The 23,278-nt window shown below is 43.0% G+C and carries 26 protein-coding genes; 25 read left to right on the top strand and 1 reads right to left on the bottom strand.

Annotation, left to right across the window (positions count from 1 at the left end; translation table 11 throughout):
- Nucleotides 1-18: 18 nt before the first annotated feature.
- A complete protein-coding gene (locus CJ263_RS12050) occupies nucleotides 19-822 on the top strand; it encodes a DUF6503 family protein (protein ID WP_158657141.1) in 804 nt (267 codons plus the stop codon).
- A gap of 11 nt (nucleotides 823-833) precedes the next feature.
- Here CJ263_RS12050 and CJ263_RS12045 read toward each other — a convergent pair whose 3' ends face one another.
- Nucleotides 834-1,277 (bottom strand): QcrA and Rieske domain-containing protein, encoded by a 444-nt coding sequence (locus tag CJ263_RS12045; RefSeq protein WP_094997503.1) that lies wholly within the window; start codon nucleotides 1,275-1,277, stop codon nucleotides 834-836.
- A gap of 421 nt (nucleotides 1,278-1,698) precedes the next feature.
- Here CJ263_RS12045 and CJ263_RS12040 point away from each other — a divergent pair, with 421 nt between their 5' ends.
- From CJ263_RS12040 to CJ263_RS11925, 24 genes are all read left to right on the top strand, one after another.
- The gene (locus tag CJ263_RS12040) at nucleotides 1,699-2,118 is read left to right on the top strand and encodes an HYC_CC_PP family protein (protein ID WP_094997502.1); all 420 of its coding nucleotides are present in this window, start codon (nucleotides 1,699-1,701) and stop codon (nucleotides 2,116-2,118) included.
- Between the two features lie 179 nt (nucleotides 2,119-2,297).
- Entirely contained in the window at nucleotides 2,298-2,879 is a 582-nt protein-coding gene (locus CJ263_RS12035; protein WP_094997501.1) for a helix-turn-helix domain-containing protein, read from the top strand.
- Between the two features lie 72 nt (nucleotides 2,880-2,951).
- Nucleotides 2,952-3,359 (top strand): c-type cytochrome, encoded by a 408-nt coding sequence (locus CJ263_RS12030; RefSeq protein WP_094997500.1) that lies wholly within the window; start codon nucleotides 2,952-2,954, stop codon nucleotides 3,357-3,359.
- Complete coding sequence (locus tag CJ263_RS12025) at nucleotides 3,356-4,513, top strand: porin family protein (RefSeq protein WP_094997499.1); 1,158 nt, start codon at nucleotides 3,356-3,358, stop codon at nucleotides 4,511-4,513. The genes CJ263_RS12030 and CJ263_RS12025 overlap by 4 nt, the downstream gene beginning before the upstream one ends.
- Before the next feature lie 22 nt (nucleotides 4,514-4,535).
- Nucleotides 4,536-4,856: a hypothetical protein gene (locus tag CJ263_RS12020; RefSeq protein ID WP_094997498.1), complete on the top strand. Its 321-nt coding sequence runs from the start codon at nucleotides 4,536-4,538 to the stop codon at nucleotides 4,854-4,856.
- A gap of 97 nt (nucleotides 4,857-4,953) precedes the next feature.
- A complete protein-coding gene (locus tag CJ263_RS12015; RefSeq protein ID WP_094997497.1) occupies nucleotides 4,954-5,424 on the top strand; it encodes a hypothetical protein in 471 nt (156 codons plus the stop codon).
- A gap of 34 nt (nucleotides 5,425-5,458) precedes the next feature.
- Complete coding sequence (locus CJ263_RS12010; protein WP_225621508.1) at nucleotides 5,459-5,728, top strand: hypothetical protein; 270 nt, start codon at nucleotides 5,459-5,461, stop codon at nucleotides 5,726-5,728.
- A gap of 15 nt (nucleotides 5,729-5,743) precedes the next feature.
- Nucleotides 5,744-5,959, top strand: coding sequence for a heavy-metal-associated domain-containing protein (locus CJ263_RS12005; RefSeq protein WP_094997495.1), 216 nt, complete (start codon nucleotides 5,744-5,746; stop codon nucleotides 5,957-5,959).
- Nucleotides 5,960-5,986: 27 nt separating this feature from the next.
- Nucleotides 5,987-6,205: an SHOCT domain-containing protein gene (locus CJ263_RS12000; RefSeq protein WP_094997494.1), complete on the top strand. Its 219-nt coding sequence runs from the start codon at nucleotides 5,987-5,989 to the stop codon at nucleotides 6,203-6,205.
- Nucleotides 6,206-6,244: 39 nt separating this feature from the next.
- Nucleotides 6,245-6,460 (top strand): SHOCT domain-containing protein, encoded by a 216-nt coding sequence (locus CJ263_RS21460; RefSeq protein WP_094997493.1) that lies wholly within the window; start codon nucleotides 6,245-6,247, stop codon nucleotides 6,458-6,460.
- Nucleotides 6,461-6,526: 66 nt separating this feature from the next.
- A complete protein-coding gene (locus CJ263_RS11990; RefSeq protein WP_094997492.1) occupies nucleotides 6,527-6,973 on the top strand; it encodes a hypothetical protein in 447 nt (148 codons plus the stop codon).
- A 78-nt stretch (nucleotides 6,974-7,051) separates the two neighbouring features.
- Nucleotides 7,052-7,327 carry a DUF5676 family membrane protein gene (locus tag CJ263_RS11985; protein ID WP_094997491.1) on the top strand — a complete coding sequence of 92 codons (276 nt, stop codon included), beginning with the start codon at nucleotides 7,052-7,054 and terminating at the stop codon, nucleotides 7,325-7,327.
- Nucleotides 7,328-7,590: 263 nt separating this feature from the next.
- Nucleotides 7,591-8,295 carry a lycopene cyclase domain-containing protein gene (locus CJ263_RS11980; RefSeq protein ID WP_094997490.1) on the top strand — a complete coding sequence of 235 codons (705 nt, stop codon included), beginning with the start codon at nucleotides 7,591-7,593 and terminating at the stop codon, nucleotides 8,293-8,295.
- Between the two features lie 49 nt (nucleotides 8,296-8,344).
- Nucleotides 8,345-8,821, top strand: a complete 477-nt coding sequence (locus CJ263_RS11975; RefSeq protein ID WP_094997489.1) for a universal stress protein — start codon at nucleotides 8,345-8,347, stop codon at nucleotides 8,819-8,821.
- 7 nt (nucleotides 8,822-8,828) lie between these two features.
- A complete protein-coding gene (locus CJ263_RS11970; RefSeq protein ID WP_094997488.1) occupies nucleotides 8,829-10,244 on the top strand; it encodes an NAD(P)/FAD-dependent oxidoreductase in 1,416 nt (471 codons plus the stop codon).
- Entirely contained in the window at nucleotides 10,237-11,565 is a 1,329-nt protein-coding gene (gene nhaA / locus CJ263_RS11965; RefSeq protein ID WP_094997487.1) for a Na+/H+ antiporter NhaA, read from the top strand. Before CJ263_RS11970 ends, nhaA begins: the two co-directional genes overlap by 8 nt.
- A gap of 10 nt (nucleotides 11,566-11,575) precedes the next feature.
- On the top strand, nucleotides 11,576-12,592 hold the full coding sequence (locus tag CJ263_RS11960; RefSeq protein WP_094997486.1) for a type II glyceraldehyde-3-phosphate dehydrogenase: 1,017 nt from the start codon (nucleotides 11,576-11,578) through the stop codon (nucleotides 12,590-12,592).
- A gap of 8 nt (nucleotides 12,593-12,600) precedes the next feature.
- Nucleotides 12,601-13,662 carry a class I fructose-bisphosphate aldolase gene (locus CJ263_RS11955; RefSeq protein ID WP_094997485.1) on the top strand — a complete coding sequence of 354 codons (1,062 nt, stop codon included), beginning with the start codon at nucleotides 12,601-12,603 and terminating at the stop codon, nucleotides 13,660-13,662.
- A gap of 13 nt (nucleotides 13,663-13,675) precedes the next feature.
- Entirely contained in the window at nucleotides 13,676-15,040 is a 1,365-nt protein-coding gene (locus CJ263_RS11950; protein ID WP_094999230.1) for a dicarboxylate/amino acid:cation symporter, read from the top strand.
- 19 nt (nucleotides 15,041-15,059) lie between these two features.
- Nucleotides 15,060-16,757, top strand: a complete 1,698-nt coding sequence (locus CJ263_RS11945; RefSeq protein ID WP_094997484.1) for an alpha-amylase family glycosyl hydrolase — start codon at nucleotides 15,060-15,062, stop codon at nucleotides 16,755-16,757.
- 17 nt (nucleotides 16,758-16,774) lie between these two features.
- Nucleotides 16,775-19,315, top strand: a complete 2,541-nt coding sequence (gene glgP / locus CJ263_RS11940; RefSeq protein ID WP_094997483.1) for an alpha-glucan family phosphorylase — start codon at nucleotides 16,775-16,777, stop codon at nucleotides 19,313-19,315.
- Between the two features lie 26 nt (nucleotides 19,316-19,341).
- Nucleotides 19,342-19,560: a hypothetical protein gene (locus tag CJ263_RS11935; protein WP_094997482.1), complete on the top strand. Its 219-nt coding sequence runs from the start codon at nucleotides 19,342-19,344 to the stop codon at nucleotides 19,558-19,560.
- 73 nt (nucleotides 19,561-19,633) lie between these two features.
- Entirely contained in the window at nucleotides 19,634-20,842 is a 1,209-nt protein-coding gene (locus tag CJ263_RS11930; RefSeq protein WP_094997481.1) for an acetate/propionate family kinase, read from the top strand.
- Nucleotides 20,843-20,854: 12 nt separating this feature from the next.
- Complete coding sequence (locus CJ263_RS11925) at nucleotides 20,855-23,239, top strand: phosphoketolase family protein (protein WP_094997480.1); 2,385 nt, start codon at nucleotides 20,855-20,857, stop codon at nucleotides 23,237-23,239.
- Nucleotides 23,240-23,278 lie beyond the last annotated feature (39 nt).

Below are 23,278 nucleotides of genomic sequence, written 5' to 3'. Positions count from 1 at the left end.
CAACAAACAAGAAATAAAATGAATTACCAAAAAACAACTGGACCGATCAAGAACTATATGAAACAAGTAAGCAACAAACCATTCTTTTTTTCGATTCCAATAATCATATCCATACTATCTTTTAGTCTTTCCTTTGCGCAACAAGATATCATCGATAAGGCCATAGCGGTTTCGGGAACCGAAAAATTGAAAAATGCAAAGGCTTCATTTGATTTTAGGGATTATCAGTATACATACAAAAGAAACCAAGGGCGATTTGAATACACAAGAATCGGCAAGAAAGGCGATGGCACGGAAATACGGGATGTCTATACCAATAAGGGGCTGGTCCGCTATGTGGCCGATACCTTGATAAGCCTTACCGAAAAAAGAGAGAAAGCCTATACCAATTCGGTAAATTCAGTGATGTATTTTGCATTTCTTCCATTATGGCTCAAAGACCCCGCGGTCATTGTAGAAGACCAAGGTAGAAGCTTGATAAAAGGTAAGGAGTACTATAAAATCCGTATTACTTTCAAACAAGAGGGCGGTGGCGATGATTTTGAGGATGTGTTCCTCTATTGGTTCGATGTTGAGGATTATAGTATGGATTATCTGGCTTACAAATACTTTACCGGCAAAGGGGGAATGCGGTTTCGGGAAGCATACAACCAGCGCAACGTTAATGGGGTCGTAATACAGGATTACCGTAACCTACAACCTAAAATAAAAGACGGCATTGATTTTGATGAAATCGAGAAGGCTTTTGAAAATGACCAACTGGAAGAACTCTCACTCATTCAATTGAAAAATGTGAAAATCAAAACGATACCCAAACCTTAGCTCAGTCTAATTCATTCAAAGACCCGAAGTAGGTTTCCCGTAAGTTCAGTCTGGAATATTTTTAAAGGGTTGCTCGTAATACTGTTTAAGGGCTTTCCGGTTTGGTCAAAGCGTGCGCCATGGGTAGAACAATAGTAAATACCGCCGTCGTTCTCCACAAACCTAACTTCCTCGGTCTGTTGATGGCTGCATATCTGACTGGCCGCCACAAAATTACCTTCTAAATTTTTAACTACGACCACATAGTCCTTCAAAATATAATCGCCGTTGTTCTGTAAGCCATTACCCTCGTTGGAGCTAAGGTCTATCGTAAAATCGATTCCGGTAGGTATCGGTCTCATATCCTCTGGGGAAACGTCTCCGTTACCATCTTTGGAACAGCCTTGAACACACGGAAAAACAATGGCAAACGCGGCACCGGCACCCAAACTTCGTAAAAATTGTTTTCTTTCCATAACAAAGACTTTTTAAAAATAAACGTCTTTTGCTAAAAAATCGTATGCAAAGAACAAATATGTAGTCTTCAGCGCATATTATAGAAGATAGTAAAATCAATAATTTCTCTACAAGGGGGTCTAATTGAGTGTTTGAACGCATCCGATTTATACTGTCCTATACCCGCAAGCGTCAACAATTTTTTTTAGTACTATGCTGATTGTGTTTAGTAAAGAACAAGAATAGCTTTTATTCGAGTTGCTACATTCAACTTTTTTTACAAACATGACGATCGTCATGTTTGTGTTTGATCACTTACGTTACTTTTGAAAAATAATGTCATTTAAATTGAGTGTAACTATATAAAAATGAGATTATTATATATTTTTTAAATTGACAGGTAATTTTAAAACCCAAACGGTTTTTTGCTAATTTTAGAGTATGAAGCGCTTTTTACGTAAAATAGTATCCATCGGTTTGACGTTCGCAATACTTTTTGCGACCACATCCTTTAGCGCTGATATGCATTTCTGTTGTAACAAATTAGTGGATATTGCCGTATTTGGTAAGGCAAAATCTTGTGATGATAAAGTTCAAAAAAGCGAAAGTCCTTCCAAGGAGTGTTCTGTAGGAGCCGAGGATTGTTGCAGGAATGAAACATTTAGCAAGGCCGGTGATGACAACGTTAAAAAGGTTACCGCGGAATTCAGCATCGAAAACTATGTTTTCTTACATAGCTTTTTTTACACCTATATAAATCGATTTGAAGGGCTAGATAAAAACATCGTTCCCTTTGTAAATTATGATCCGCCATGGATAGAGAAGGACACTCTTGTGCTTCATGAAACTTTCCTTATTTGATTTTTTTTCAAACAGATTATTGATCCAATAATCTGTACTTCTTGTTGGCCGACATCGCGTTCTGCCCTCTAATGTCGTACCCTTTATTCCAACGACACTCGCTCCAATTGGTCAAAATACCAAATAATAATGAGTCCTTATGGACACAAGCAATTAGAACATTTAATAAACCCTAAAGTATGGATTCTCAGAGAGAATACTGGATCAAGAATATGGTCTGCAGTCGGTGCCTTAAGGTCATAAAGCAGGACCTTGAAGAAATCGGTGTAGAAGTGCTTTCCCTTGAACTGGGCAAACTATCAGTCCGTATCACTACTGAAATTGATAAAAAAATCGATTTGAAAATAGCGGAGGTGCTTCATTCCAACGGATTTGAAATCGCCAAGAACGAGGAGGAAATGATCGTAGAGAATATCAAGATCACCTTAATCGAACTTGTAACAGACCTTCCTTTACATATTAAGGAAAAGACTTCCGAACATTTGGCAGCAGAACTACATCGGGATTATAAGATGTTGAGCAAGATTTTCTCTAAAAAAGAGAACATTACCATTGAAAAGTACTTTATAAAACTGAAGGTCGAAAGGGTCAAAGAGCTCATACAGTTGCAACAGCATGCGTTCTCGGACATAGCCTATCTACTCGATTACAGTAGCGTGAACCATTTATCCAGACAGTTTAAAAATGTTACTGGATTGAGCATGACAGATTATAAAAACAGCCAAGTATGGGAAAGAAGCTTCCTTGACGAAATTATATAGATAAGAACGAAAATTATGCAGATGTAAACATCCAACAAAAAATAGATTTACTAACAATTCAATACCAATAAAATGAAAAACAAAAGAGACATACGTATTTGGACCATATTAATGGTCACAGGTTTGTTAATTCTCGGGTTCAATGGCCATGCCCAAGAAAAATGGGTAGCCCCTGCAAGTGCCGATAAGATTGTCAACCCCTTAAAGGGGGACACAGATGCATTGGCAAACGGGAAAAGGACGTACAGAATGCTCTGTGTGGTCTGCCATGGAGCCAAGGGCAAAGGTGATGGCGTTGGTGGCGCAGGATTAAAGCCGCTACCGACCAATTTGACCAGTGCCGAGTTCCAAGCCCAGACCGACGGCGCAATTTTCTGGAAACTAGAGGAAGGACGCTCACCCATGGCCTCCTATAAAACCGCTCTTCCCGAAAAGAAAAGATGGGAATTGATTAACTATATCAGAACCTTGAAACAATGAAAAAGCTAATATATTTTCTAACAGTAGTGGTCTTAGGTACAACTTCATACGCCCAGACCTATAACACGTTTGAACCGAGCAAGACCCAATTTATGCTGCGTGGTTACGGGCATACAGGATTTGAATATATGGATTCTGGGGATGAAACAGAATCCACATTTTTGGGTGCGGCCTTTGCTCCAATATTTCTTTATAAACATTCAGATAGGCTGATGTTTGAGGCAGAACTGGAGTTTGTTCTTGAAGGGAACGAACTGGAAACCGGTTTGGAATATGCGGACGTTATGTATGTACTTAATAGAAACATGACCGTTAGGGCCGGAAAATTTCTTTTACCATTTGGCACTTTTATGGAACGCTTGCATCCTGCATGGATTAACAGATTGCCCAATACGCCTTTGGGCTATGGGCATGACGGAATTGCACCTTCCTCGGGTATAGGGGTAGAATTAAGAGGGGCATTTGATTTGGGAGGCCCTACTTTGAACTATTCGGTATACTCCACAAACGGTCCACGTCTCAAGGACGGTAATTTGGAACCTGAAGAAGCGGGGATGCTTCAATTCGAGAATTATGAGGACACCAATCTTGCCAAGGCTTATGGGGGTCGAATCGGCTTGCTGCCTTTTTCTGATTCTTCCACAGAAATAGGGTTTTCAGCGTATTCCACTAGTGGAACGGGGGAAGAAGATTCAGAATATGAAGATATCGGTGCCTTTCTCTATGCCTTGGATTTTTCCTTTGTCAAACAAATATCAGGAATAAGCGGCGTAGTTGACGTAAAGGCGCAATACAATAATTCCAATGTGGATACGGCAACTTTTACAGAACTGGAGGATGGTATCGCAGAAGAATACTCTTTTGATAACCAAAGTAATTCCTTTTATGGGCAATTGAGCTATAGGCCTACCATGGCAAGCAACGACTTTGTCAAGAAATTGGAGTTTGTTGGAAGATATTCAGATTTCAATGCTCCCGAGGGTGCCGAATGGGAGGAAAAATCAGTTCAGTATGCCTTTGGCGTCAACTATTGGCTGAGCTGGCGTTCTGTAGTCAAGTTGAGTTACCAGACCACGGAAACAGAAGGAGGCCATGACGGTAATGGAATCACAAATACAGATGGATTATTTCTGCATTGGGCCATAGGATTTTAATCGAATCATAAAAAGCAAAAAAATGAAAACAACATATAAATTATCGATAGTCTTGGCCTTACTGGCCATCACGGGTTTGACGGTGGTTGCGTGCTCTTCAACCAAGAAAAAATATTCGGATGTGCCCACCGAAACGGTAGCGGATACAGCTGATGATTTCAAGATAGAGAAATCAGGTGCACAGCTTTGGGGAGAGACCTGTAATCGCTGTCATATTGCCCCATCTCCAGCAGATTACAACGATACCGATTGGGAAACCATTAGCCTCCATATGAGGGTAAGGGCCAATCTTACCGAAAATGAAAGTAAAAAAATTGAAGAGTTTCTTAAATCAGCAAATTAGGTTTAGAGGTAGATGCTCCCATAGTAATAGATGCTTAGCTATGGGAGCAAAATTCCAAAAAAAGATAACAATTAAATCATAATTAAAATATAACACTATGAAAACAATAACAATCATTATTTCGGTATTCGCAATGGTTATCCTATCCAGTTGCAACCAGAAAACAGATTCTAATGCTATGCTCGAAAATTCACAAACGAGAACGGCACTCTTTGATGCAATTGCCAATAATCACAGCTATATGACCGAATTCATGGACAATATGAAAGGGAACGACCATGCAATGCAGATGATGCAGGGCAACCAACAGATGATGGGTAATATGATGAAAGGCCAGAGTATGCAAATGATGATGAAAGATAGTATGATAATGAATAACATGATGCAATCCATGATGAAAGATGGAATGATGATGGGCAATATGATGAAAATGATGCATGAAAAAGGCATGATGAGCGAAGATTGTATGGAGTCTTGCATGGATATGATGGCCGAGAAAGGAGTAGATAATATTGAACAGGCCAAATTGGAATTGAGCAAAAGCCAAAGTCATGGCGATCATCATTAAAGTATATAACATTTAAAACTAAAAAATAGAAATCATGAAAGGTCATTGGATATGGATGGTTATCGGTTGCGGACTTCCGTTACTATTAATTTTTTTCGCCCCAGCATTGGGCATTACGGGATATAACGGACTTTTTGGCTTTATCATCCTGATGTTCGTGTTTCATCTCTTTATGCCGCATGGCGCACATGGCCACGGTAGGCATAACCATTCGGAACAGAATTATAAGCAACACGAATATGGTAAGGACAAATCGTTGGCATCTGAAACCAATGAGGAACATAAGGGCCATAGCCATCATTAAAAAAAGCAGAAACCAATGAAACACACATATCAAATAAACGGACTAAGCTGTGGCGGATGTATAGCAAGGGTAAAAAAAACCATGGAAGCGCACCCGGACATTGAGAAAACGGAAATCTTTTTAAGCCCAAAAGGAAAGACGATCATAAGTATGAAAGAGAAACTTTCGGTAGAAGATTTGCAAAAGCAACTCAACAAACTTGAGGGCTATACCATTACTGAGGTCATTTAAAATAATAGTAACCATAAAATTAAGAACATGTTTTACAGAGATGGATTTTTTTGGGGAATGCACCTTATCTGGTGGGCAATTTGGTTCGTGGCTTTAGGCTGGATTTTTTTTGCGCCGTCTGGCACATCTGATGCAGAAATCAATGAAGACGATCCGGTAACAACGCTCAAAATCCGGTTTGCCAAGGGCGAGATTTCCAAGGAGGAATATGAGCAATCAAGGAATCTTTTAAGATCGGACAAATAGTCCAACAACTAACAACTATTAATCTTTAAATCTAAAACTATGCATTTTTTTGACGGACACTGGGGCGGTATGCACTTCGTATGGTGGATCATATGGTTGATCCTCTTAATATGGATCTTCTTTGTGCCATACGACATCCCTTACCGAAAATCGAAGAAGGAAGACCCTCTCGCAATTCTCAAAAAAAGATTTGCCAATGGGGAAATTACAAAAGAGGAATTTGAAGAATCAAAAAGGATTCTAAAATCCGAATAGTGTCATTTCAACTTTAACATGACACTAGGAAGTATCAGCAACTAGTAACCCTTAAAATGAATCAAAATGAAAACAGAAATCAAAAAAGCAATAGGAATTGTATTGGCCGTTTTCACATTATCGGCCTGTGCACAAAAACAGGAAAGTGCTGTAAAGGATATGCTTAAAGACCCCTCAAAACAAGAGGAAGTCTTGACCTTGATGGTCGAAGACCACGATTTGGGCAAAAAGTATATTACCAAAATGATGGATAATGATCATGCCACGGGCATGATGGTAGACGAACTCGTAAAAGCAGCGGCAAACGATACCATTCTCGCCGGTAAACTGAGCGATATGATTACCGGATACCCTGACCTTATGCTATTGACCACCCATCATTTTATGCCGGTCATTGCCAATGACAGCCTTTTGAGCGACAACTTTTGTGACCACACTTTGGAGCATGAGGAATTGGAAAAAGCTATGCACAATAAGATGGAGTACAAAAAAAGTATGGAAAAGAACCATTAATTAAAATTTTGGTTTAGCACAAAGGGTCTTTACTCCACAAATGAATTTGGAACAACTATTAACATAAAAACAACAATCATGTATCGATTAAACGTAAAAAAACTTGGTTTTGCTTTCGGTCTCACAGGAGCCTTGATTTATCTGGGCTGTATGGTCGTCATGGCTACCGCAGGGCAAGAAGGGAGCATAATATTTTTCAATAGCCTATTGCACGGTCTGGACACGACCAATATTATTAGAATGGATGTCCCCCTACTGGAGGCTCTCTTTGGCATCGTACAAACCTTTATTCTAGGTTGGCTCATTGGAGCATGCATTGCAGGCTTTTATAACGCACAAATTAAGAGGAGATAATCTAAGCTTGTGGATAGAAGAGGCTTTAGGATATGGCACTGCATTGACCGCTGGTAAGTTGTTTTTTCCTGACAATCTGCTAGCAGAAAGTGCCAAAGAACTGGGTAAATAACAAGGGTCTCACGGAAACCTTATTTGGAAAAAGTGAGCACCGTGTCCAGTAGGCTTTCGTGTATTCCTTAAGTTAAATATTCAATAAACAGTTCGGCGACAGGGAAGACCTGTTGAATCTGGAACATAATTATATCAAATAGAAGATTCCCATGCAATACGTTTGGTTTATATGGTCGCTTATCCTCCTTGCCCTTTGGGGCCTGGTTTACCTCCTGAAAAAGGATTCTAGGAAGGAAATGCTCAAAATGAGTTGGATAACGATGCCCTTCGGGCTTACAGAACCTTTGTTCGTTCCTGAATATTGGCATCCGCCGTCCCTTTTTGATTTGGCGTTAAAGACAGGCTTCGATATTGAAAGTCTCATCTTTTCATTCGCCATTGGGGGTATTGGTACGGTATTGTATAATCTTATTTTCAAACGTGGCTACGTTGAATTCCCGCACACCGAAAGAAGTCATAGAAGACACTCCCTTCATGTATATATTCTCTTTGTTCCTGTTTTGGTTTTCGGGGCCTTGAGTCTTTTTACCGAATTGAACCATATTTATTGTGGGATTCTGGCCATGTTCATGGGCGGTTTGGCAACGCTGTATTGCAGGCCAGATTTAATAGAAAAGATTTGGATCGGAGGTCTATTGTTCACGGTGCTCTACTTTATTTATTTCGGTAGCATCCTTCCGTTCTATCCCGATTATGTGGAACTCTACTGGAATCTGGAGAACCTGACCCATATACTGGTTATTGGTATCCCCGTTGAGGAACTGTTGTTCGCTTTCACTTTCGGAATGTACTGGTCGGGGCTGTACGAGCACTTATATTGGAAAAAGTTAATGAAGCCTATTATCATAAATTGAGATTAGGAAACATAAATAAAAATATCAAGAAAAACTAAATATAAAAAAGATGAAAATAGTATTAGCAATAGATGGTTCTGACTTTAGTAAAGTCGCCATAGATGAACTTGCAGCGCTGCCGTTGCCTGCGGGTACCGAAGTATGTATTGTAAATGTGTTCGAAAATCCCATGTTGGCCGCTCCTGGTGCCCTTCCATTGGGCGGCACACTTGGCAATTATTATGAAGAAACCATATCCAATGCGAAAAAATCAGCAGAAGATCTTGTTAATGATGCCTCAAAATCATTAAGAAATAATAATAACGCATTGTCTATAACAACAGCGGTGGTCAATGGACTTCCCAAAAGTGCAATTCTAGAAAAGGCGGAAGCCTTTGATGCCGATTTAATTGTAGTCGGGTCTCAGGGTCATGGTGCATTTTCTAGATTTTTGCTTGGCTCGGTCTCCCAGTCTTTGGCAACACATGCCGACTGTTCCGTCATGATAGTCCGGAAACGCGACTCGAAAGAAAAAAATAAACAGTAAAAAGTTAATGAAACAGAATCAAATGTTAAACGGTATCGACGATCATACGTGCAAAGTGACGGAAGCAATCTGCTTGCCAAATTCTAGGTTGCCACGGGTAGTTATAGTTGGAGGGGGCTTTGCGGGTCTAGCATTGGTGGAAGGGCTGAAAAACAAAGATGTTCAGGTTGTACTGATAGACCGCAACAACTTTCATCAATTCCAACCCTTATTTTATCAGGTAGCCACTAGCGGCCTCGAACCCGATAGTATTGTGTTCCCTTTTAGAAAACAAATTAAGGGGTATAAGAATGTGAGCTTCAGGCTGGCCGAGGTAAAGGAAATTCAAGCCTCTACCAATACTGTCATAACGAACAAAGGAAAACTTACCTACGACTATCTGGTCTTAGCAACGGGAACAAAGACCAACTTCTTTGGTATGGAAGAAGTGGAAAGAAATAGTTTGGGCATGAAGGATATCCGAGATTCCCTAAATATCCGCCACATGATGCTGCAAAACTTGGAGCAGGCCGCGATTACATGCGATGATGAGGAACGCGATGCCCTCACGAATTTTGTGATTGTGGGCGGCGGCCCCGCCGGAGTAGAAATGGCAGGTGCCTTGGCGGAGTTTTGCAAATACATCCTTCCAAAGGACTATCCCGAGTACCCTTCTTCCATAATGAACATCTATTTGGTGGAAGCTATGGACGAACTACTCATGGCGATGTCAGACAAAGCTTCCTCAAAAACCCTGACCTATTTGGAAAATCTAAACGTAAAAGTGTTGTTGAAAGAATCCGTTAGCAATTATGACGGTACGGTAGTGCAAACCAAAAGTGGGAAGACGATTTTAGCAAAGAACTTGATTTGGACGGCAGGTGTAAAAGGGGACTTCCCAAAGGGTATCGATGAAAGGCATGTAGTGAAGGGAAATCGCTTAAAAACCGATACTTATTTGAAAGTAGACGGTCAAGAAAACATTTATGCCATCGGGGATATTGCCGCCCTGATTTCCGAAGAGACCCCAAAAGGCCACCCACAGGTAGCACAGGCGGCCATCCAACAGGGAAAATACCTTGCCTGCACATTGATGGGGATCATCAATGATAAACCAATAGGGTTATTTAGCTATAAGGACAAGGGTTCTTTGGCTACCGTTGGTAAGCGCAAGGCTGTTGCAGATTTAGGTAAACTAAAGTTTGCCGGCTATTTTGCTTGGTTGCTGTGGTCGGTCGTACACCTGTTATCCATTAGTGGGTTTCGAAACAAGTTATTGGTCGGCTTCAATTGGGCCGTAAGCTATTTTTCCTATGAAAAGAGCAATAGGGTAATTATTAGGAATTTCAAACTTAATACTACTGGGAAAACTCAAACAAAGGATAATTCCGAAAATCATTTGGAAAAGGATGTAAACACAAAAAAATCCAGTATTGATGTCTAAACACCATACAAATAACAGCATTATTAAATTCTTCGGCAGCACGGCCAAAGAACTCAATAACAGTGGTGTTGTTCTCTTTATCACGGTCGTCGTCGCAATGGTCTGGGCCAATTCGCCGTGGAAGGAATATTATATCGACTTAATGCAAACTGATATTGCCTTTACCGTTGGCAGTCTTCAGCTATCGGAGCCACTGCTGTTATGGATCAACGATGGTTTGATGGCCCTCTTCTTTCTACAAGTAGGTCTGGAGCTGAAACGTGAAATAATCGGTGGTAAACTTTCATCCCCAAAGAATGCGGTGCTACCTATTGGTGCAGCTATAGGTGGCATGGTACTTCCTGCCCTTGTTTATTTTATGTTCAATAGCTCGGGCGAAGCTTCTAATGGTTGGGGCATTCCCATGGCCACGGATATTGCCTTTTCTCTAGGGGTTCTGGCCCTTGTCGGCAAAAGACTGCCAGCCTCTTTAAGGGTTTTTCTTATTACGTTGGCGATAGTGGATGATTTGGGAGGCGTCTTGGTCATTGCCCTATTTTATACTTCCGGTATATCCGAGATGGATCTACTACATGGGCTATTGTTCTTCGGAGCTTTGATTATCGGCAATTATGCGGGAGTGAGAAGCACTTGGTTCTATGCCATTATTGGTATCGGCGGTGTTTGGCTGGCCTTCTTTTTTTCAGGGGTACATCCAACCATTGCCGGGATTCTGACGGCATTTGCCATTCCTGGTAGGGTAAAAATTAAGGAGAATACCTTTTTAGAGCGTTTAGACCGTTTGCATAAGAGATTTCAAGAAACCAAGTCTATAAAGGGAACACTTATCTCAAAAACGCAATTGGAGATATTGGAGGATATAAAGACTACAAGTTCCGAGGCTGAAACTCCACTTCAAAAATTGGAAAGGACTTTAAACCCAATAGTGGGCTTTGTAATTCTTCCCTTGTTCGCTTTGGCAAATGCCGGAATACATCTTCATGGAGATTTGTTGAAAGTACTATCCAGCCCCGTTAGCTTGGGGATTGGTCTAGGCCTGATTCTTGGTAAAGTCATGGGTATTGCCACTTTTTCAAGACTATTGGTCGCATTAAAACTCGCCAAGCTTCCGGAAAACGTGAATTGGAACATGATTTATGGCGTGGCTTTTCTTGGAGGAATAGGCTTTACAATGTCATTGTTTATAAATGAATTGGCTTTCACGGACGAGTCCCTAATATTTACGTCCAAAGTAAGCATCCTATTCGCTTCTATGATAGCAGGGGTAATAGGCGCGGTACTATTATACAGAAACAGTAAAAAATTAATAACAGTTAAATAATAATAAGGATATGAAAAATATTGCAGTAATAGGATACGGAGTCATCGGAAAAAGAGTGGCCGATGCCATCAATGTACAAGATGATATGAACCTTGTCGGGGTTTGCGATGTCATAAGTGATTGGCGCATACAGACCGCCATTAAAAAAGGGTATTCAGTGTTCGCGGCTACAGGACAAGCAATGGGGCAAATGAAGATGTCTGAAATTCCTGTAGCTGGATCCATGCAAAATCTTCTGGGTCAAGTAGATTTGGTAGTAGACTGCACCCCAAAGAACATAGCGGCAAAGAACGTAGAGGTCTATAAAAAACAGGGTATAAAATTCATTCTTCAAGGGGGTGAAAAGCACGAGACAACAGGGCATTCCTTTAGTGCGGAAAACAATTATAGTACGGCGCTAAATATTGATGCTACCCGAGTGGTTTCCTGTAATACCACATCAATCTTGAGAACATTGACCGCTTTAAAAAGGGCAGATTTATTGGATTATGCACGGGGAACATTATTAAGAAGGGCCACCGACCCATGGGAAAGCCATTTAGGAGGTATAATGAACACCATGGTGCCCGAAAAGGAAATTCCAAGCCATCAAGGGCCCGACGCGCAAAGTGTCGATCCCGATTTGGATGTCATTACTTCAGCGGTCAAAGTTCCCCAAACCCTTAGCCACATGCATTATTGGAACGTGAAGCTAAAGAAAGAAGCATCTAAAGAAGAAGTGCTCAACGCCTTTAAAACCTCTACACGCATTAAGCTAATCCATTATGATCAAGGATTGGTTTCCAACAATACGATCAAGGAAATGTTTATGGATATGGGAAGACCTTGGGGCGATATGTATGAGGTAGCCCTTTGGGAAGATATGCTAAAGGTTGTGGGCGATGAACTTTTTTATGCCTACGTGGTCGATAACCAGGCGATCGTAATCCCCGAGACCATCGATGCCATTCGGGCACTTACCGGAATCGATTCCGATGGTAACAAATCCATCGCAAAGACCAATAAAAGTCTAGGTATTAATCAATAGCAACAACAATGAAAACATACGAAAATATAGTGGAACAATTAGGGGACAAAGCGTCCTTCTATTTGGACCACGTAAGCGAAAAAATTACCAAGGATGAACTACAACTGCCCGATGCTGATTTTGTCTCTAAAGTTTTTGCCAATAGTAATCGAAATCCACAAACGCTTCGGAGTCTTGCCCAATTGTACGGGCATGGCAATCTGAAGGATACTGGATATTTAAACATACTTCCCGTAGATCAAGGGGTCGAGCATAGTGCCGCTTTTTCGTTTTATAAGAATCCCGATTATTTTGATCCTGAGAATATTATAAAATTGGCCATTGGAGCTGGTTGTAATGGGGTAGCCTCAACTTTTGGGGCATTAGGTCTCTATGCCCGTAAATATGCCCATAAAATCCCCTTTATTGTCAAGTTAAACCACAATGAGTTATTGTCCTATCCCAATACATATGACCAAAACGTGTTCGGAAAGGTCAAGGAAGCTTGGGATATGGGCGCAGTTGCTATTGGGGCGACCATATATTTTGGATCTAAGGAAAGTAATCGACAGTTAAAAGAGATTGCGGAAACCTTTGCCGAGGCCCATAGCCTCGGTATGGCCACGATATTGTGGTGCTACACCCGTAACGACTCCTTCAAAACGGATAAGGAAGACTATCACACCGCTGCGGATTTAACAGGTCAGGCGAACCACCTAGGGGTAACCATACAGGCTGACATCATCAAACAAAAGTTACCCACCACAAATTATGGCTTTAAGAATCTGCAATTCGGAAAATATGACGATGCCATGTACGAGGGCTTAACAACAGAGCACCCCATTGACCTATGCCGGTTACAGGTCGCCAATTGCTATATGGGTAAAATTGGATTGATCAATTCCGGCGGGGGCTCCAAAGGAGCATCCGACTTGACCGAAGCCATTACAACCGCAATCGTAAACAAGCGCGCTGGGGGTTCTGGTCTTATTTTGGGAAGAAAAGCTTTTCAAAGACCTTTTAAGGAAGGGGTGGAATTGATACATGCGGTCCAGGGCGTTTACCTTGAGAAAAGAATCACAGTGGCATAATACAGATATAAGCATGCTCGATACGGAAATAAAATCATTAAAATCCCTAAACCACTACCTGCGTAAACTGGTAGAAAATAGGCTTTGGCTCAAGGTTATCATTGCCTTGTTCCTAGGTGTCGGGGCCGGCCTGTTGTTAAGCCCCCAAAACGGTTGGATCACCAAAAGTACGGCCGATGTTTTAGGGAATTGGCTGGCCTTGCCGGGAATGCTCTTCCTGAAACTGGTGCAGATGATCATGATTCCCTTGATCGTGGCTTCCATCATTACGGGTATCGCTAGTAACGATAAGGATAACTTGAAAAGGTTGGGTGGTGGCGTACTCTTATATTTCATATCGACAACAATTATATCGGTAACCATAGGCACCGTACTTGCACTGATCTTTTCCCCCGGAAAATATCTGCACCAACAGGCGGAAGTCGATCATACAAATGCATTGGCCGACGCTGCCAAAAGTTCGGAACTATCCTTTGGAATAAACGATATTCCGAATGCCATAACCAATTTACTGCCCGAAAACCCATTGGCCTCCATGGTAAGTGGCGAAATGTTGAGCATCGTCATTTTTACCATTATCATAGGGGTCGCCGTATTGTCGCTGACCGACGACCTGCTTAAACCTGTAAAATTGCTCTTAGGGGCCATACAGGAAATCTGTATGACGGTGGTCAAATGGGCCATGTTATTGGTTCCGGTCGCCGTATTCGGTCTAATGGCACAGCTTACGTCGAGCGTTGGCCTGAACTCCTTAACGGGTCTGGGATTTTATGTGCTCGTGGTACTGATGGGATTGCTCATATTGCTCGGCATTTACATCATGCTGGTCAGCATACTTGGCCAGAGCAACCCTTTTAAATTTTTGCGAAAGATCACGGATGTACAGCTTTTGGCGTTCTCAACAACAAGCTCTGCCGCGGTAATGCCCTTATCGCTGAAAACAGCGGAGGAAGAACTCAAAGTGGATGGGGCCATCAGTAATTTCATAATCCCCATCGGGACTACCGTGAATATGGACGGGACGGCCCTCTATCAGACCATAACGACCTTGTTCATAGCACAGGCCTATGGCCTTGAAATGGGCCTTCTCAATGTCATCGTTGTCGTAGTTACCATAGTCGCCGCTTCCATCGGCACCCCGGCCATACCGGGTGGTGGCGTGGTGATTTTGGCCTCTGTACTATCCAGTGCAGGAATTCCTGCCGAAGGAATCATCATCATCATCGGGGTCGAGCGCTTGCTCGGGATGTTCCGCTCTGCGATCAACGTTACCGGAGACCTAACGGCCTGCATGGTATTCGATAGGTTTTATGGAAATAAGCCAGGGGGAACCAAAGTGAGCGATGTAAAAAGGACTACCGAATATTCAACTGTTTAATTATTAAAAGAAACGGATAATGATAAAATCAATTAGCAAAATAGATCTTTCCCCGAAACCGGGCAAGGCGTACTGGGTAAACTGTCACAGGGAATGGCGGGAGGAGATCATTTATTTTATGATGGTCGACCGGTTTCATGATAGCAATAAACGGCATTCGATGAATTTCGATATCCGGCATGCCGGTTTCGGGAACGAAGAACAGCTGCAAAAGCCTTTTGGGGGCACCATCAAAGGCATCACAGACAATATCGATTACATCAAAAATTTGGGCTGTACGGCTATCTGGTTAAGTCCCGTGTTTGAAAATAACCCAGGATCCTACCATGGCTATGCCATCCAGAACTATATGGACGTGGACAAACGCTGGGGCACCAAGGAAGAACTGGAACAATTGGTGGACAAGGCACACGGGCTTGATATAAGGGTCTTTTTGGATATCGTTCTGCACCATTCAGGCGATAATTGGTCCTATCCTTTTGATTATGATTATTTCTATGCTGGTGGCCAACGGTTTCCACTAGGAGGTTGGCGCCAGAAGGACAGGCCGCTTCCAGTCGAACTGGCAGACCCCGAAATGTATAACCGAAAAGGGCAGATCAGGAATTTCGATGCGTATCCCGAGACCCAGGAAGGCGACTTCTTTACCTTAAAAACATTTAGGAACGATGGTTCTCCCGCCAGCGAAAGTTTACTGGATATATTGGTCAAGATACACTGTTATTGGATACGCGAGACGGATGTGGACGGTTTTCGTTTGGATGCCGTCAAACACATGAAAGGAAACGACATTAGCCGTTTTTGTTCCAACATAAGGGAATATGCCTACACCTTGGGCAAAAGAAACTTTTTCCTGTTTGGCGAAATTATCGGTAATGATGAGATGGGCAATCCCTATATAGGCCCCAAAATGCTGCCGAAGGACCGGAATGTATATTACGGGCTAGATTCCATTTTAGATCATCCGTTGCATAGTGTTTTGGCAGAAGTGATAAAGGGTAATTCATCCCCGAACCGATTGATACAACGGTATTCGGATTTGCAAAAGAATGCCCTAAGCCGAGGCGAATATGGGGAATTCCTGGTAACCTATATCGATGATCACGATCAGGTGGGGATGGACTTTAAGCACCGCTTTGGCCATAATGCCGCTCCCGAGCAAATTGTTGCGGGCGTGGGCTTTCTTATTTGTGCCCTTGGCGCTCCATGTATTTATTACGGTACTGAACAAGGATTTGAGGGCAACGGAATGGATGACCGATATATTAGGGAAGGAATGTTCGATCCTGATGATAAGGAGACGAACGTATTGAACCAAGATTCATGGATATTCAAGAGAATTTCGGTCTTGGCACATCTTAGACAAAAGGAAGCCATTCTAAAGTTCGGTCGAATGTATTTCAGGGAAACTTCAAAAAACGGACTTGATTTTCAGTTTCCCGATTGTGAGGAATGTCTTTTGGCATTTTCAAGAATCCTGCATCAGGGCGAAATTCTCGTAGTCTATAATTCTTCCCCAAAGGATACCAAAGAAGAATATATAGCGGTCGATACCAATATCAATGAAGAGGGTATACTTATGGAATGCCTCTATGGTAACAAGAAAAATATCAAGATAGAAAAAAATACAGATAAAGAAGCTGACCGCCTTTTCATCAAGGTAAAGCTAAAACCCATGGAGTTTTTGATGTTCAAGAACAATTCATTCAAATTTTAATTAACGGCATTATGGTTATGAAAGAACAAAAGATCGATACAAGTAAATTCTACGGATTGATGCATACTGACATCGAGGGAATCGATGCCCTTATAGAACTGGCCCTGAACATCCGTTGGTCATGGAACCATGCCTCGGATAAATTATGGGAACATCTAGATCCGGAACTATGGGAATTCACACGCAACCCATGGGTCATTCTACAGACGGTTTCACGGGATCGGTTAGAGGAGCATTTGACAGACCCAGTTTTTCAGGAAAAACTCAATGATTTATTAGAGGCAAACGAACAGGCGATTTCCGCTCCCTCTTGGTTTCAGCAAAACCATCCAAAGACCGCGCTTACCACTATCGCCTATTTCAGTATGGAATATATGCTTAATGAGGCCCTACCTATTTATGCCGGTGGCCTGGGCAACGTGGCAGGCGATCAACTAAAAGCGGCCAGTGATCTGGGCGTGCCTGTTGTCGCTGTGGGATTGCTTTATGCCAAAGGCTATTTCCGACAGGAAATAGGCAAATATGGAACGCAAAATGCCTTGTTTCCCTATAATGACCCAGGACAATTGCCCGTTACACCCTTACGCTTACCGAACGGGGAATGGCTTCGTATAAAGGTATCGTTGCCCGGTCATCCGATTTGGCTCCGTGCATGGCAGGTACAGGTAGGAAGGGCGAGACTCTATCTTTTGGATAGCAACGACGCCGCCAACTTGCCGATTCATCGTGGAATTACCGATGAGCTGTATGGTGGAGGGCCCGAACTGCGCATAAAACAGGAAATCATATTGGGTATAGGAGGATACAGATTACTAAAAGCCTTGGATATAAAACCCGAAGTCTGCCATATGAACGAAGGCCATGCGGCCTTTCTGGTTCTGGAACGTGCCAATGATTTTATGAAGGCAAACGGAACTTCTTTTGAGGAGGCACTTGCCGTAACCCGTACGGGCAACCTATTTACGACACACACGGCGGTTGCAGCTGGTTTTGATCATTTCAGTCCCTCGTCAATGGAATACCATTTAGGCGCTTATGCCAAAAAACAACTGGGCTTGGATTTTAATGATTTAATGGCCCTAGGGCGGGCCGACATCAATAACCGATCAGAAAGTTTTAACATGGCCTATCTGGCCATTCGTGGCAGCGGGGCGGTAAATGGTGTTAGCCGTTTGCACGGTGAAGTAAGCAGAAATCTTTTTAACAATCTTTTCCCGCGCTGGCCAGTAGAGGAAGTTCCGGTAGGCCATGTAACTAATGGGGTGCACATGCCATGTTGGGATTCCAAATATGCAGATGAAATCTGGACGGAATCCTGCGGAAAGGATCGCTGGAGGGGCGAACTCGCTGACCATACAGCGCATATTTCGAAACTATCCGACGAAAAATTATGGGAATTTAGGACTCGCTCCAGAAATCGCCTTGTCGATTTTATAAGGGCAAGGTTTGAGAGGCAGGCAATAGTCTTGGGCCTACCGTCGGAAGTGGTCGGGATCGCAAACCAAGTTTTTGACCCGGACACCCTGACCTTGGGCTTTGCCCGCCGATTTGTGCCTTACAAAAGACCGGACCTCTTATTACACGATCCCGAACGTTTGGTCCGAATTCTTAATAATTCGGAACATCCGGTACAATTGGTCTTGGCCGGTAAAGCTCCGCCATTTGATGAAGCTGGAAAAGGATTGATACGAAAATGGGTACAGTTTATCCAACAGCATAATTTGTATAAGCATGTCCTTTTTCTAAGTGATTATGACATGATGTTAGCGGAAAATTTGGTCCAAGGGGTTGATGTGTGGCTAAATACCCCGAGACGGCCCTGGGAAGCTAGCGGAACCAGTGGTATGAAAGTACTTGTAAATGGCGGCCTCAATTTATCGGTACTGGACGGTTGGTGGGCCGAGGCCTATACTCCCGAAGTGGGCTGGGCCTTGGGCGATGGCCAAGAACATGGCGACGATCCGGCATGGGACGCTCACGAGGCAGCAACACTATATGAGATACTGGAGCAGCAGGTCGTCCCCGAATTCTACGCACATAACAAAAAAGGAGTATCGGAAATTTGGGTGGAACGCATGAGAAAAAGTATGGCGACCCTAACGCCCCGTTTTTCCACCAACCGAACGGTTCGCGAATATATGGAGGACTTTTATCTGCCAGCGGCAATCAACTATAAAAAATGCGCAGCTAGAAAAGGAGCTAAAGGGAAAAAAATTGTTAGCGTAGGAAATGAGCTCAAAAACAAATGGAATGCCATACAATTTGGGAGCGTCGAAATTGAAAGTGCACGTCAAAAGCATCACTTTAAAGTACCGATATGGTTGCCAGAAATAAACCTTAAACATATTCAGGTAGAACTATTCGCGGAAGGAATCAACGGTGGAGCGCCCGAAAAAATCAAGATGAAATTTGATTGGATGGGGGAAGATGGGGCACATAACTTTTATGCACAGGTAAATACTTCCCGACCTATCAATCACTATACCGTTCGTATTGTACCCAGTTACGAAGGCATTTCCGTGCCGTTGGAAAACAACTTGATACAATGGCAGCATTAAAAATGGAATTTTAAATAAAAAGAAAAATGGAAACATTAGAATATCATGAAACTATATTAAATAAAGTCAGCTTCGACAAGAAGTTGTTAAAGATGGAACTGAAAAAGGCGGTTCGCAATACCACTTGTTCCCAACAGCCAGCGCTTCTTGAATGGTGCGGAGAACACCTTGGCGAGGAATACAAAAAAATGGCTGCCGGTTTTATGGAAAACAAGAGCTGTGCTTTTGAAGAGCAAGATTCATGATTGGTATGAATAGTCATTTTGGTCACAAAACCGAGTTATCAATATTCTAATTATTAAATACCTAGAACAAAAAATGCTTCCGGAAAATACAAATCTTCTAACCATCAATGGCGGTTCATCCAGCATCAAGTTCGCTATGTATAAAATGGTCATGAACCCAGAGCCCTTATTTTCCGGGAGTATCGACCGCATTGGATTGGATGGTACCACATTCAATTTTACCTACCCTGACAATGATGAAAAGATAAGTTATAAGATATATTGCCCGGGCTTTTATGAAGCTGCCATATTTCTAGTCCTTTGGCTCAAAAAACAACCTGGTTTTGATAGGGTCACATGTATTGGACATCGCATTGTCCATGGTTTGAACCACACACACGCAGAAGTAATAAACGCGTCTTTACTAAAGGAATTAAAAAATATCCGTGATTATGATCTAGATCATCTTCCTGCAGAGATCGAAATCATCGAACTATTCAAAAGTAGATGCCCCGACCTGTTACAGATAGCATGTTTCGATACTTCCTTTCACACAACGATGCCCCGTATTGCTAAAATACTGCCCATACCAAGGCGATTTGACAAAGCAGGTATTCAGCGGTATGGTTTTCATGGCTTGTCCTATACTTATCTCATAGAAGAACTCAAAACAAAAATGGGAGTTGAGTCTGATGGGAGGGTCATTCTGGCCCATCTTGGGAATGGAGCCAGTATGGCAGCCGTTAAGGATGGAAAAAGCATTGATACCACCATGGGCTTTACCCCCACAGGTGGTTGCGTCATGGGCACACGGAGTGGCGATTTAGACCCCGGCGTGGCTTGGTATATGATGAACAGCGAAGGAATGAACACCAAACAGTTCAATCATTTGATCAATCATGAATCAGGTCTTCTGGGAATTTCCGAAACAAGTGCCGATATGCAAGATCTGTTACAAAAAGAAAGCTCGGACGAAAGGGCGGCAGAGGCAGTAGCCCTTTTCTGTTATCATATACAAAAGTGGATCGGTTCGTTTATGGCCGTGTTGAGAGGCCTTGATATATTGGTTTTTTCCGGGGGTATCGGCGAGAATGCACCTATAATCCGTTCAAGAATTTGTGAAGGCTTGGGCTTTGCCGGAATTGAATTGGATGAGGACAAAAACAATCAAAATGAGTTTCAGATCTCCATGATAAATGGCAAAGTAAAAGTATTGGTAATGCCTACAAATGAAGAGTTGATCATTGCAAGAAACACAACGGATTTGTATAACAAGTCCAAAGACAAAGAAAGACAGCTATAAAATAAGTAAGACATGGAAAATCAAAATAGTAAAAAAGGAAAAATGGAAATAGCTCCGGAACTTCTGGATAAAATGGATGCGTACTGGCGGGCGACCAATTACCTATCCGTAGGTCAGATATATCTACGGGATAATCCCCTGATGCGGCAACCGTTGAAAGCGGAACATATCAAACCCATGTTATTGGGGCATTGGGGTACTACACCGGGCCAAAACTTTATTTATGTACATCTAAATCGAATCATTAAAAAATACGATCTGAACATGCTTTATGTGTCCGGCCCCGGACACGGAGGGCCGGCACTTGTAGGGAGCACCTATCTTGAGGGAACCTATAGTGAGATCTATCCGGCCATAAGCCAAGACGAAGAGGGATTGAGAAAACTGTTTACCCAATTTTCCTTCCCTGGCGGTATTCCCAGCCACGTCTCCCCCGAATGCCCCGGATCCATTCACGAAGGAGGCGAGCTAGGCTATTCGCTTAGCCATGCTTTCGGGGCGGCCTTCGATAATCCGGATCTGATAGTGTCCTGCGTGGTGGGCGACGGGGAAGCGGAGACAGGTCCGTTGGCGACCGCATGGCACTCCAACAAATTTCTGAACCCGGTTATGGACGGAACGGTACTTCCTATTCTGCACCTTAATGGGTATAAAATCGCTAACCCCACGATTCTTGCCCGAATTGGACATACAGAGCTGGAACAACTTTTTTTAGGCTATGGATGGAAGCCCTATTTCATCGAAGGCGATGATCCTATGACAATGCATCGGAAAATGGCGGAATTGTTGGACCAAGTGATCGAGGAAATCAAAACGATCAAGGAAAACGCCGCCCAAGGATCTGCTACCGAACGTCCGCAGTGGCCCATGATTATTTTGAAATCCCCCAAAGGGTGGACAGGCCCCAAATTTGTGGATGGCTTGCCCGTAGAAAACCATTTTCGATCGCATCAGGTTCCGTTGCCCGATGCCGCCAGTAATCCAGAGCACTTAAAGCAATTGGAAGATTGGTTCAAAAGCTATAGGCCCGAAGAGTTTTTTGATGAACAAGGCCTTCTTTTAAGGGAATTGGCCGATCTGGCCCCTGAGGGCGAAAGGCGAATGGGTGCCAACCCACATGCCAATGGAGGTCTTTTGTTAAAAGACCTCCATATGCCCGACTTTAGGAAGTATGGTTTGGACGTATCGCTACGTGGAAAGATGGGAAACGGGGATACCCGCGTTCTGGGAGAGTTTGCGAGGGATATTATCAAGCTGAACCGGTCGCAACGGAATTTCAGGATCTTTGGACCGGACGAAACACTTTCAAACCGTTTGAACTCGGTTTTCGAGGCTACTAGTAGGCAATGGGAAGCGGAGACCATGGATACCGATGAATTACTTGAAAAAGACGGCCGTGTAGTGGAGATGTTAAGCGAGCACCAGTGCGAAGGCTGGCTTGAAGGTTATCTCTTGACTGGAAGACATGGGCTGTTCAATTGCTACGAAGCATTTATACATATCATCGATTCCATGTTCAACCAACACGCCAAGTGGCTAAAGGTAACAGCGGAACTGCCCTGGCGCAGAAAAATTGCTTCCCTCAACATTCTTTTGGCCTCGCACGTTTGGCGGCAAGACCACAACGGGTTTACCCATCAGGATCCCGGGTTCCTTGATGTCGTCATGAATAAAAAAGCCGAAATAATTCGGGTATATCTTCCGCCCGATGCCAATTGTCTTTTATCGGTAATGGACCATTGTTTTCGCAGTAAGCATTATGTAAATGTGGTTGTTGCCGGAAAGCACCCCGCACCGCAATGGCTTCCCATGGAAGAAGCGGTCATACATTGTGCCAAGGGAATCGGTATCTGGACCTGGGCGAGCAATGACAACGGTACGGAACCCGATGTGGTCATGGCCTGTGCGGGAGACGTACCTACCTTGGAGACCTTGGCAGCGGTATCCATATTACGTGAAAAATTGCCAGACCTGAAAATACGCGTGGTAAACGTGGTAGATTTGATGAAGCTACAAACCGATACGGCGCATCCGCATGGATTAACCGATGCTGATTTTGATATGTTGTTCACAAAGACCAAACCGGTCATATTCGCGTTTCACGGCTATCCCTGGCTGGTGCACCGTCTTACCTACAACCGTACCAATCATGTTAATTTTCATGTTAGGGGCTACAAGGAAGAAGGCACCATAACGACCGCTTTTGATATGACGGTATTGAACGATATGGATCGTTTTCACTTAGTGCAGGACGTATTGGACCGATTGCCAAACTTGGGCGATGAAGTGGCTTATCTAAAACAGGAAATGCAGGACAAGCTGATCGAGCACAAGTATTATATCCGTAAAAACGGGTTGGATATGCCCGAGATCAGAAATTGGAAATGGAAAAACTAATTGGCTTTATAGACCACTTAGCATCAAGTGCAATAAAAA

Source organism: Maribacter cobaltidurans, from assembly GCF_002269385.1.
GTDB lineage: Bacteria > Bacteroidota > Bacteroidia > Flavobacteriales > Flavobacteriaceae > Maribacter > Maribacter cobaltidurans.
This window is presented reverse-complemented; position numbering and strand designations above follow the sequence as displayed.

Bases quoted from the DNA above. Each gene is read 5' to 3' on its own strand.
- CJ263_RS12050 (WP_158657141.1), top strand. From the start codon at position 19: ATGAATTACCAAAAAACAACTGGACCGATCAAGAACTATATGAAACAA.
- CJ263_RS12045 (WP_094997503.1), bottom strand. From the start codon at position 1,277: ATGGAAAGAAAACAATTTTTACGAAGTTTGGGTGCCGGTGCCGCGTTT.
- CJ263_RS12040 (WP_094997502.1), top strand. From the start codon at position 1,699: ATGAAGCGCTTTTTACGTAAAATAGTATCCATCGGTTTGACGTTCGCA.
- CJ263_RS12035 (WP_094997501.1), top strand. From the start codon at position 2,298: ATGGATTCTCAGAGAGAATACTGGATCAAGAATATGGTCTGCAGTCGG.
- CJ263_RS12030 (WP_094997500.1), top strand. From the start codon at position 2,952: ATGAAAAACAAAAGAGACATACGTATTTGGACCATATTAATGGTCACA.
- CJ263_RS12025 (WP_094997499.1), top strand. From the start codon at position 3,356: ATGAAAAAGCTAATATATTTTCTAACAGTAGTGGTCTTAGGTACAACT.
- CJ263_RS12020 (WP_094997498.1), top strand. From the start codon at position 4,536: ATGAAAACAACATATAAATTATCGATAGTCTTGGCCTTACTGGCCATC.
- CJ263_RS12015 (WP_094997497.1), top strand. From the start codon at position 4,954: ATGAAAACAATAACAATCATTATTTCGGTATTCGCAATGGTTATCCTA.
- CJ263_RS12010 (WP_225621508.1), top strand. From the start codon at position 5,459: ATGAAAGGTCATTGGATATGGATGGTTATCGGTTGCGGACTTCCGTTA.
- CJ263_RS12005 (WP_094997495.1), top strand. From the start codon at position 5,744: ATGAAACACACATATCAAATAAACGGACTAAGCTGTGGCGGATGTATA.
- CJ263_RS12000 (WP_094997494.1), top strand. From the start codon at position 5,987: ATGTTTTACAGAGATGGATTTTTTTGGGGAATGCACCTTATCTGGTGG.
- CJ263_RS21460 (WP_094997493.1), top strand. From the start codon at position 6,245: ATGCATTTTTTTGACGGACACTGGGGCGGTATGCACTTCGTATGGTGG.
- CJ263_RS11990 (WP_094997492.1), top strand. From the start codon at position 6,527: ATGAAAACAGAAATCAAAAAAGCAATAGGAATTGTATTGGCCGTTTTC.
- CJ263_RS11985 (WP_094997491.1), top strand. From the start codon at position 7,052: ATGTATCGATTAAACGTAAAAAAACTTGGTTTTGCTTTCGGTCTCACA.
- CJ263_RS11980 (WP_094997490.1), top strand. From the start codon at position 7,591: ATGCAATACGTTTGGTTTATATGGTCGCTTATCCTCCTTGCCCTTTGG.
- CJ263_RS11975 (WP_094997489.1), top strand. From the start codon at position 8,345: ATGAAAATAGTATTAGCAATAGATGGTTCTGACTTTAGTAAAGTCGCC.
- CJ263_RS11970 (WP_094997488.1), top strand. From the start codon at position 8,829: ATGAAACAGAATCAAATGTTAAACGGTATCGACGATCATACGTGCAAA.
- nhaA (WP_094997487.1), top strand. From the start codon at position 10,237: ATGTCTAAACACCATACAAATAACAGCATTATTAAATTCTTCGGCAGC.
- CJ263_RS11960 (WP_094997486.1), top strand. From the start codon at position 11,576: ATGAAAAATATTGCAGTAATAGGATACGGAGTCATCGGAAAAAGAGTG.
- CJ263_RS11955 (WP_094997485.1), top strand. From the start codon at position 12,601: ATGAAAACATACGAAAATATAGTGGAACAATTAGGGGACAAAGCGTCC.
- CJ263_RS11950 (WP_094999230.1), top strand. From the start codon at position 13,676: ATGCTCGATACGGAAATAAAATCATTAAAATCCCTAAACCACTACCTG.
- CJ263_RS11945 (WP_094997484.1), top strand. From the start codon at position 15,060: ATGATAAAATCAATTAGCAAAATAGATCTTTCCCCGAAACCGGGCAAG.
- glgP (WP_094997483.1), top strand. From the start codon at position 16,775: ATGAAAGAACAAAAGATCGATACAAGTAAATTCTACGGATTGATGCAT.
- CJ263_RS11935 (WP_094997482.1), top strand. From the start codon at position 19,342: ATGGAAACATTAGAATATCATGAAACTATATTAAATAAAGTCAGCTTC.
- CJ263_RS11930 (WP_094997481.1), top strand. From the start codon at position 19,634: ATGCTTCCGGAAAATACAAATCTTCTAACCATCAATGGCGGTTCATCC.
- CJ263_RS11925 (WP_094997480.1), top strand. From the start codon at position 20,855: ATGGAAAATCAAAATAGTAAAAAAGGAAAAATGGAAATAGCTCCGGAA.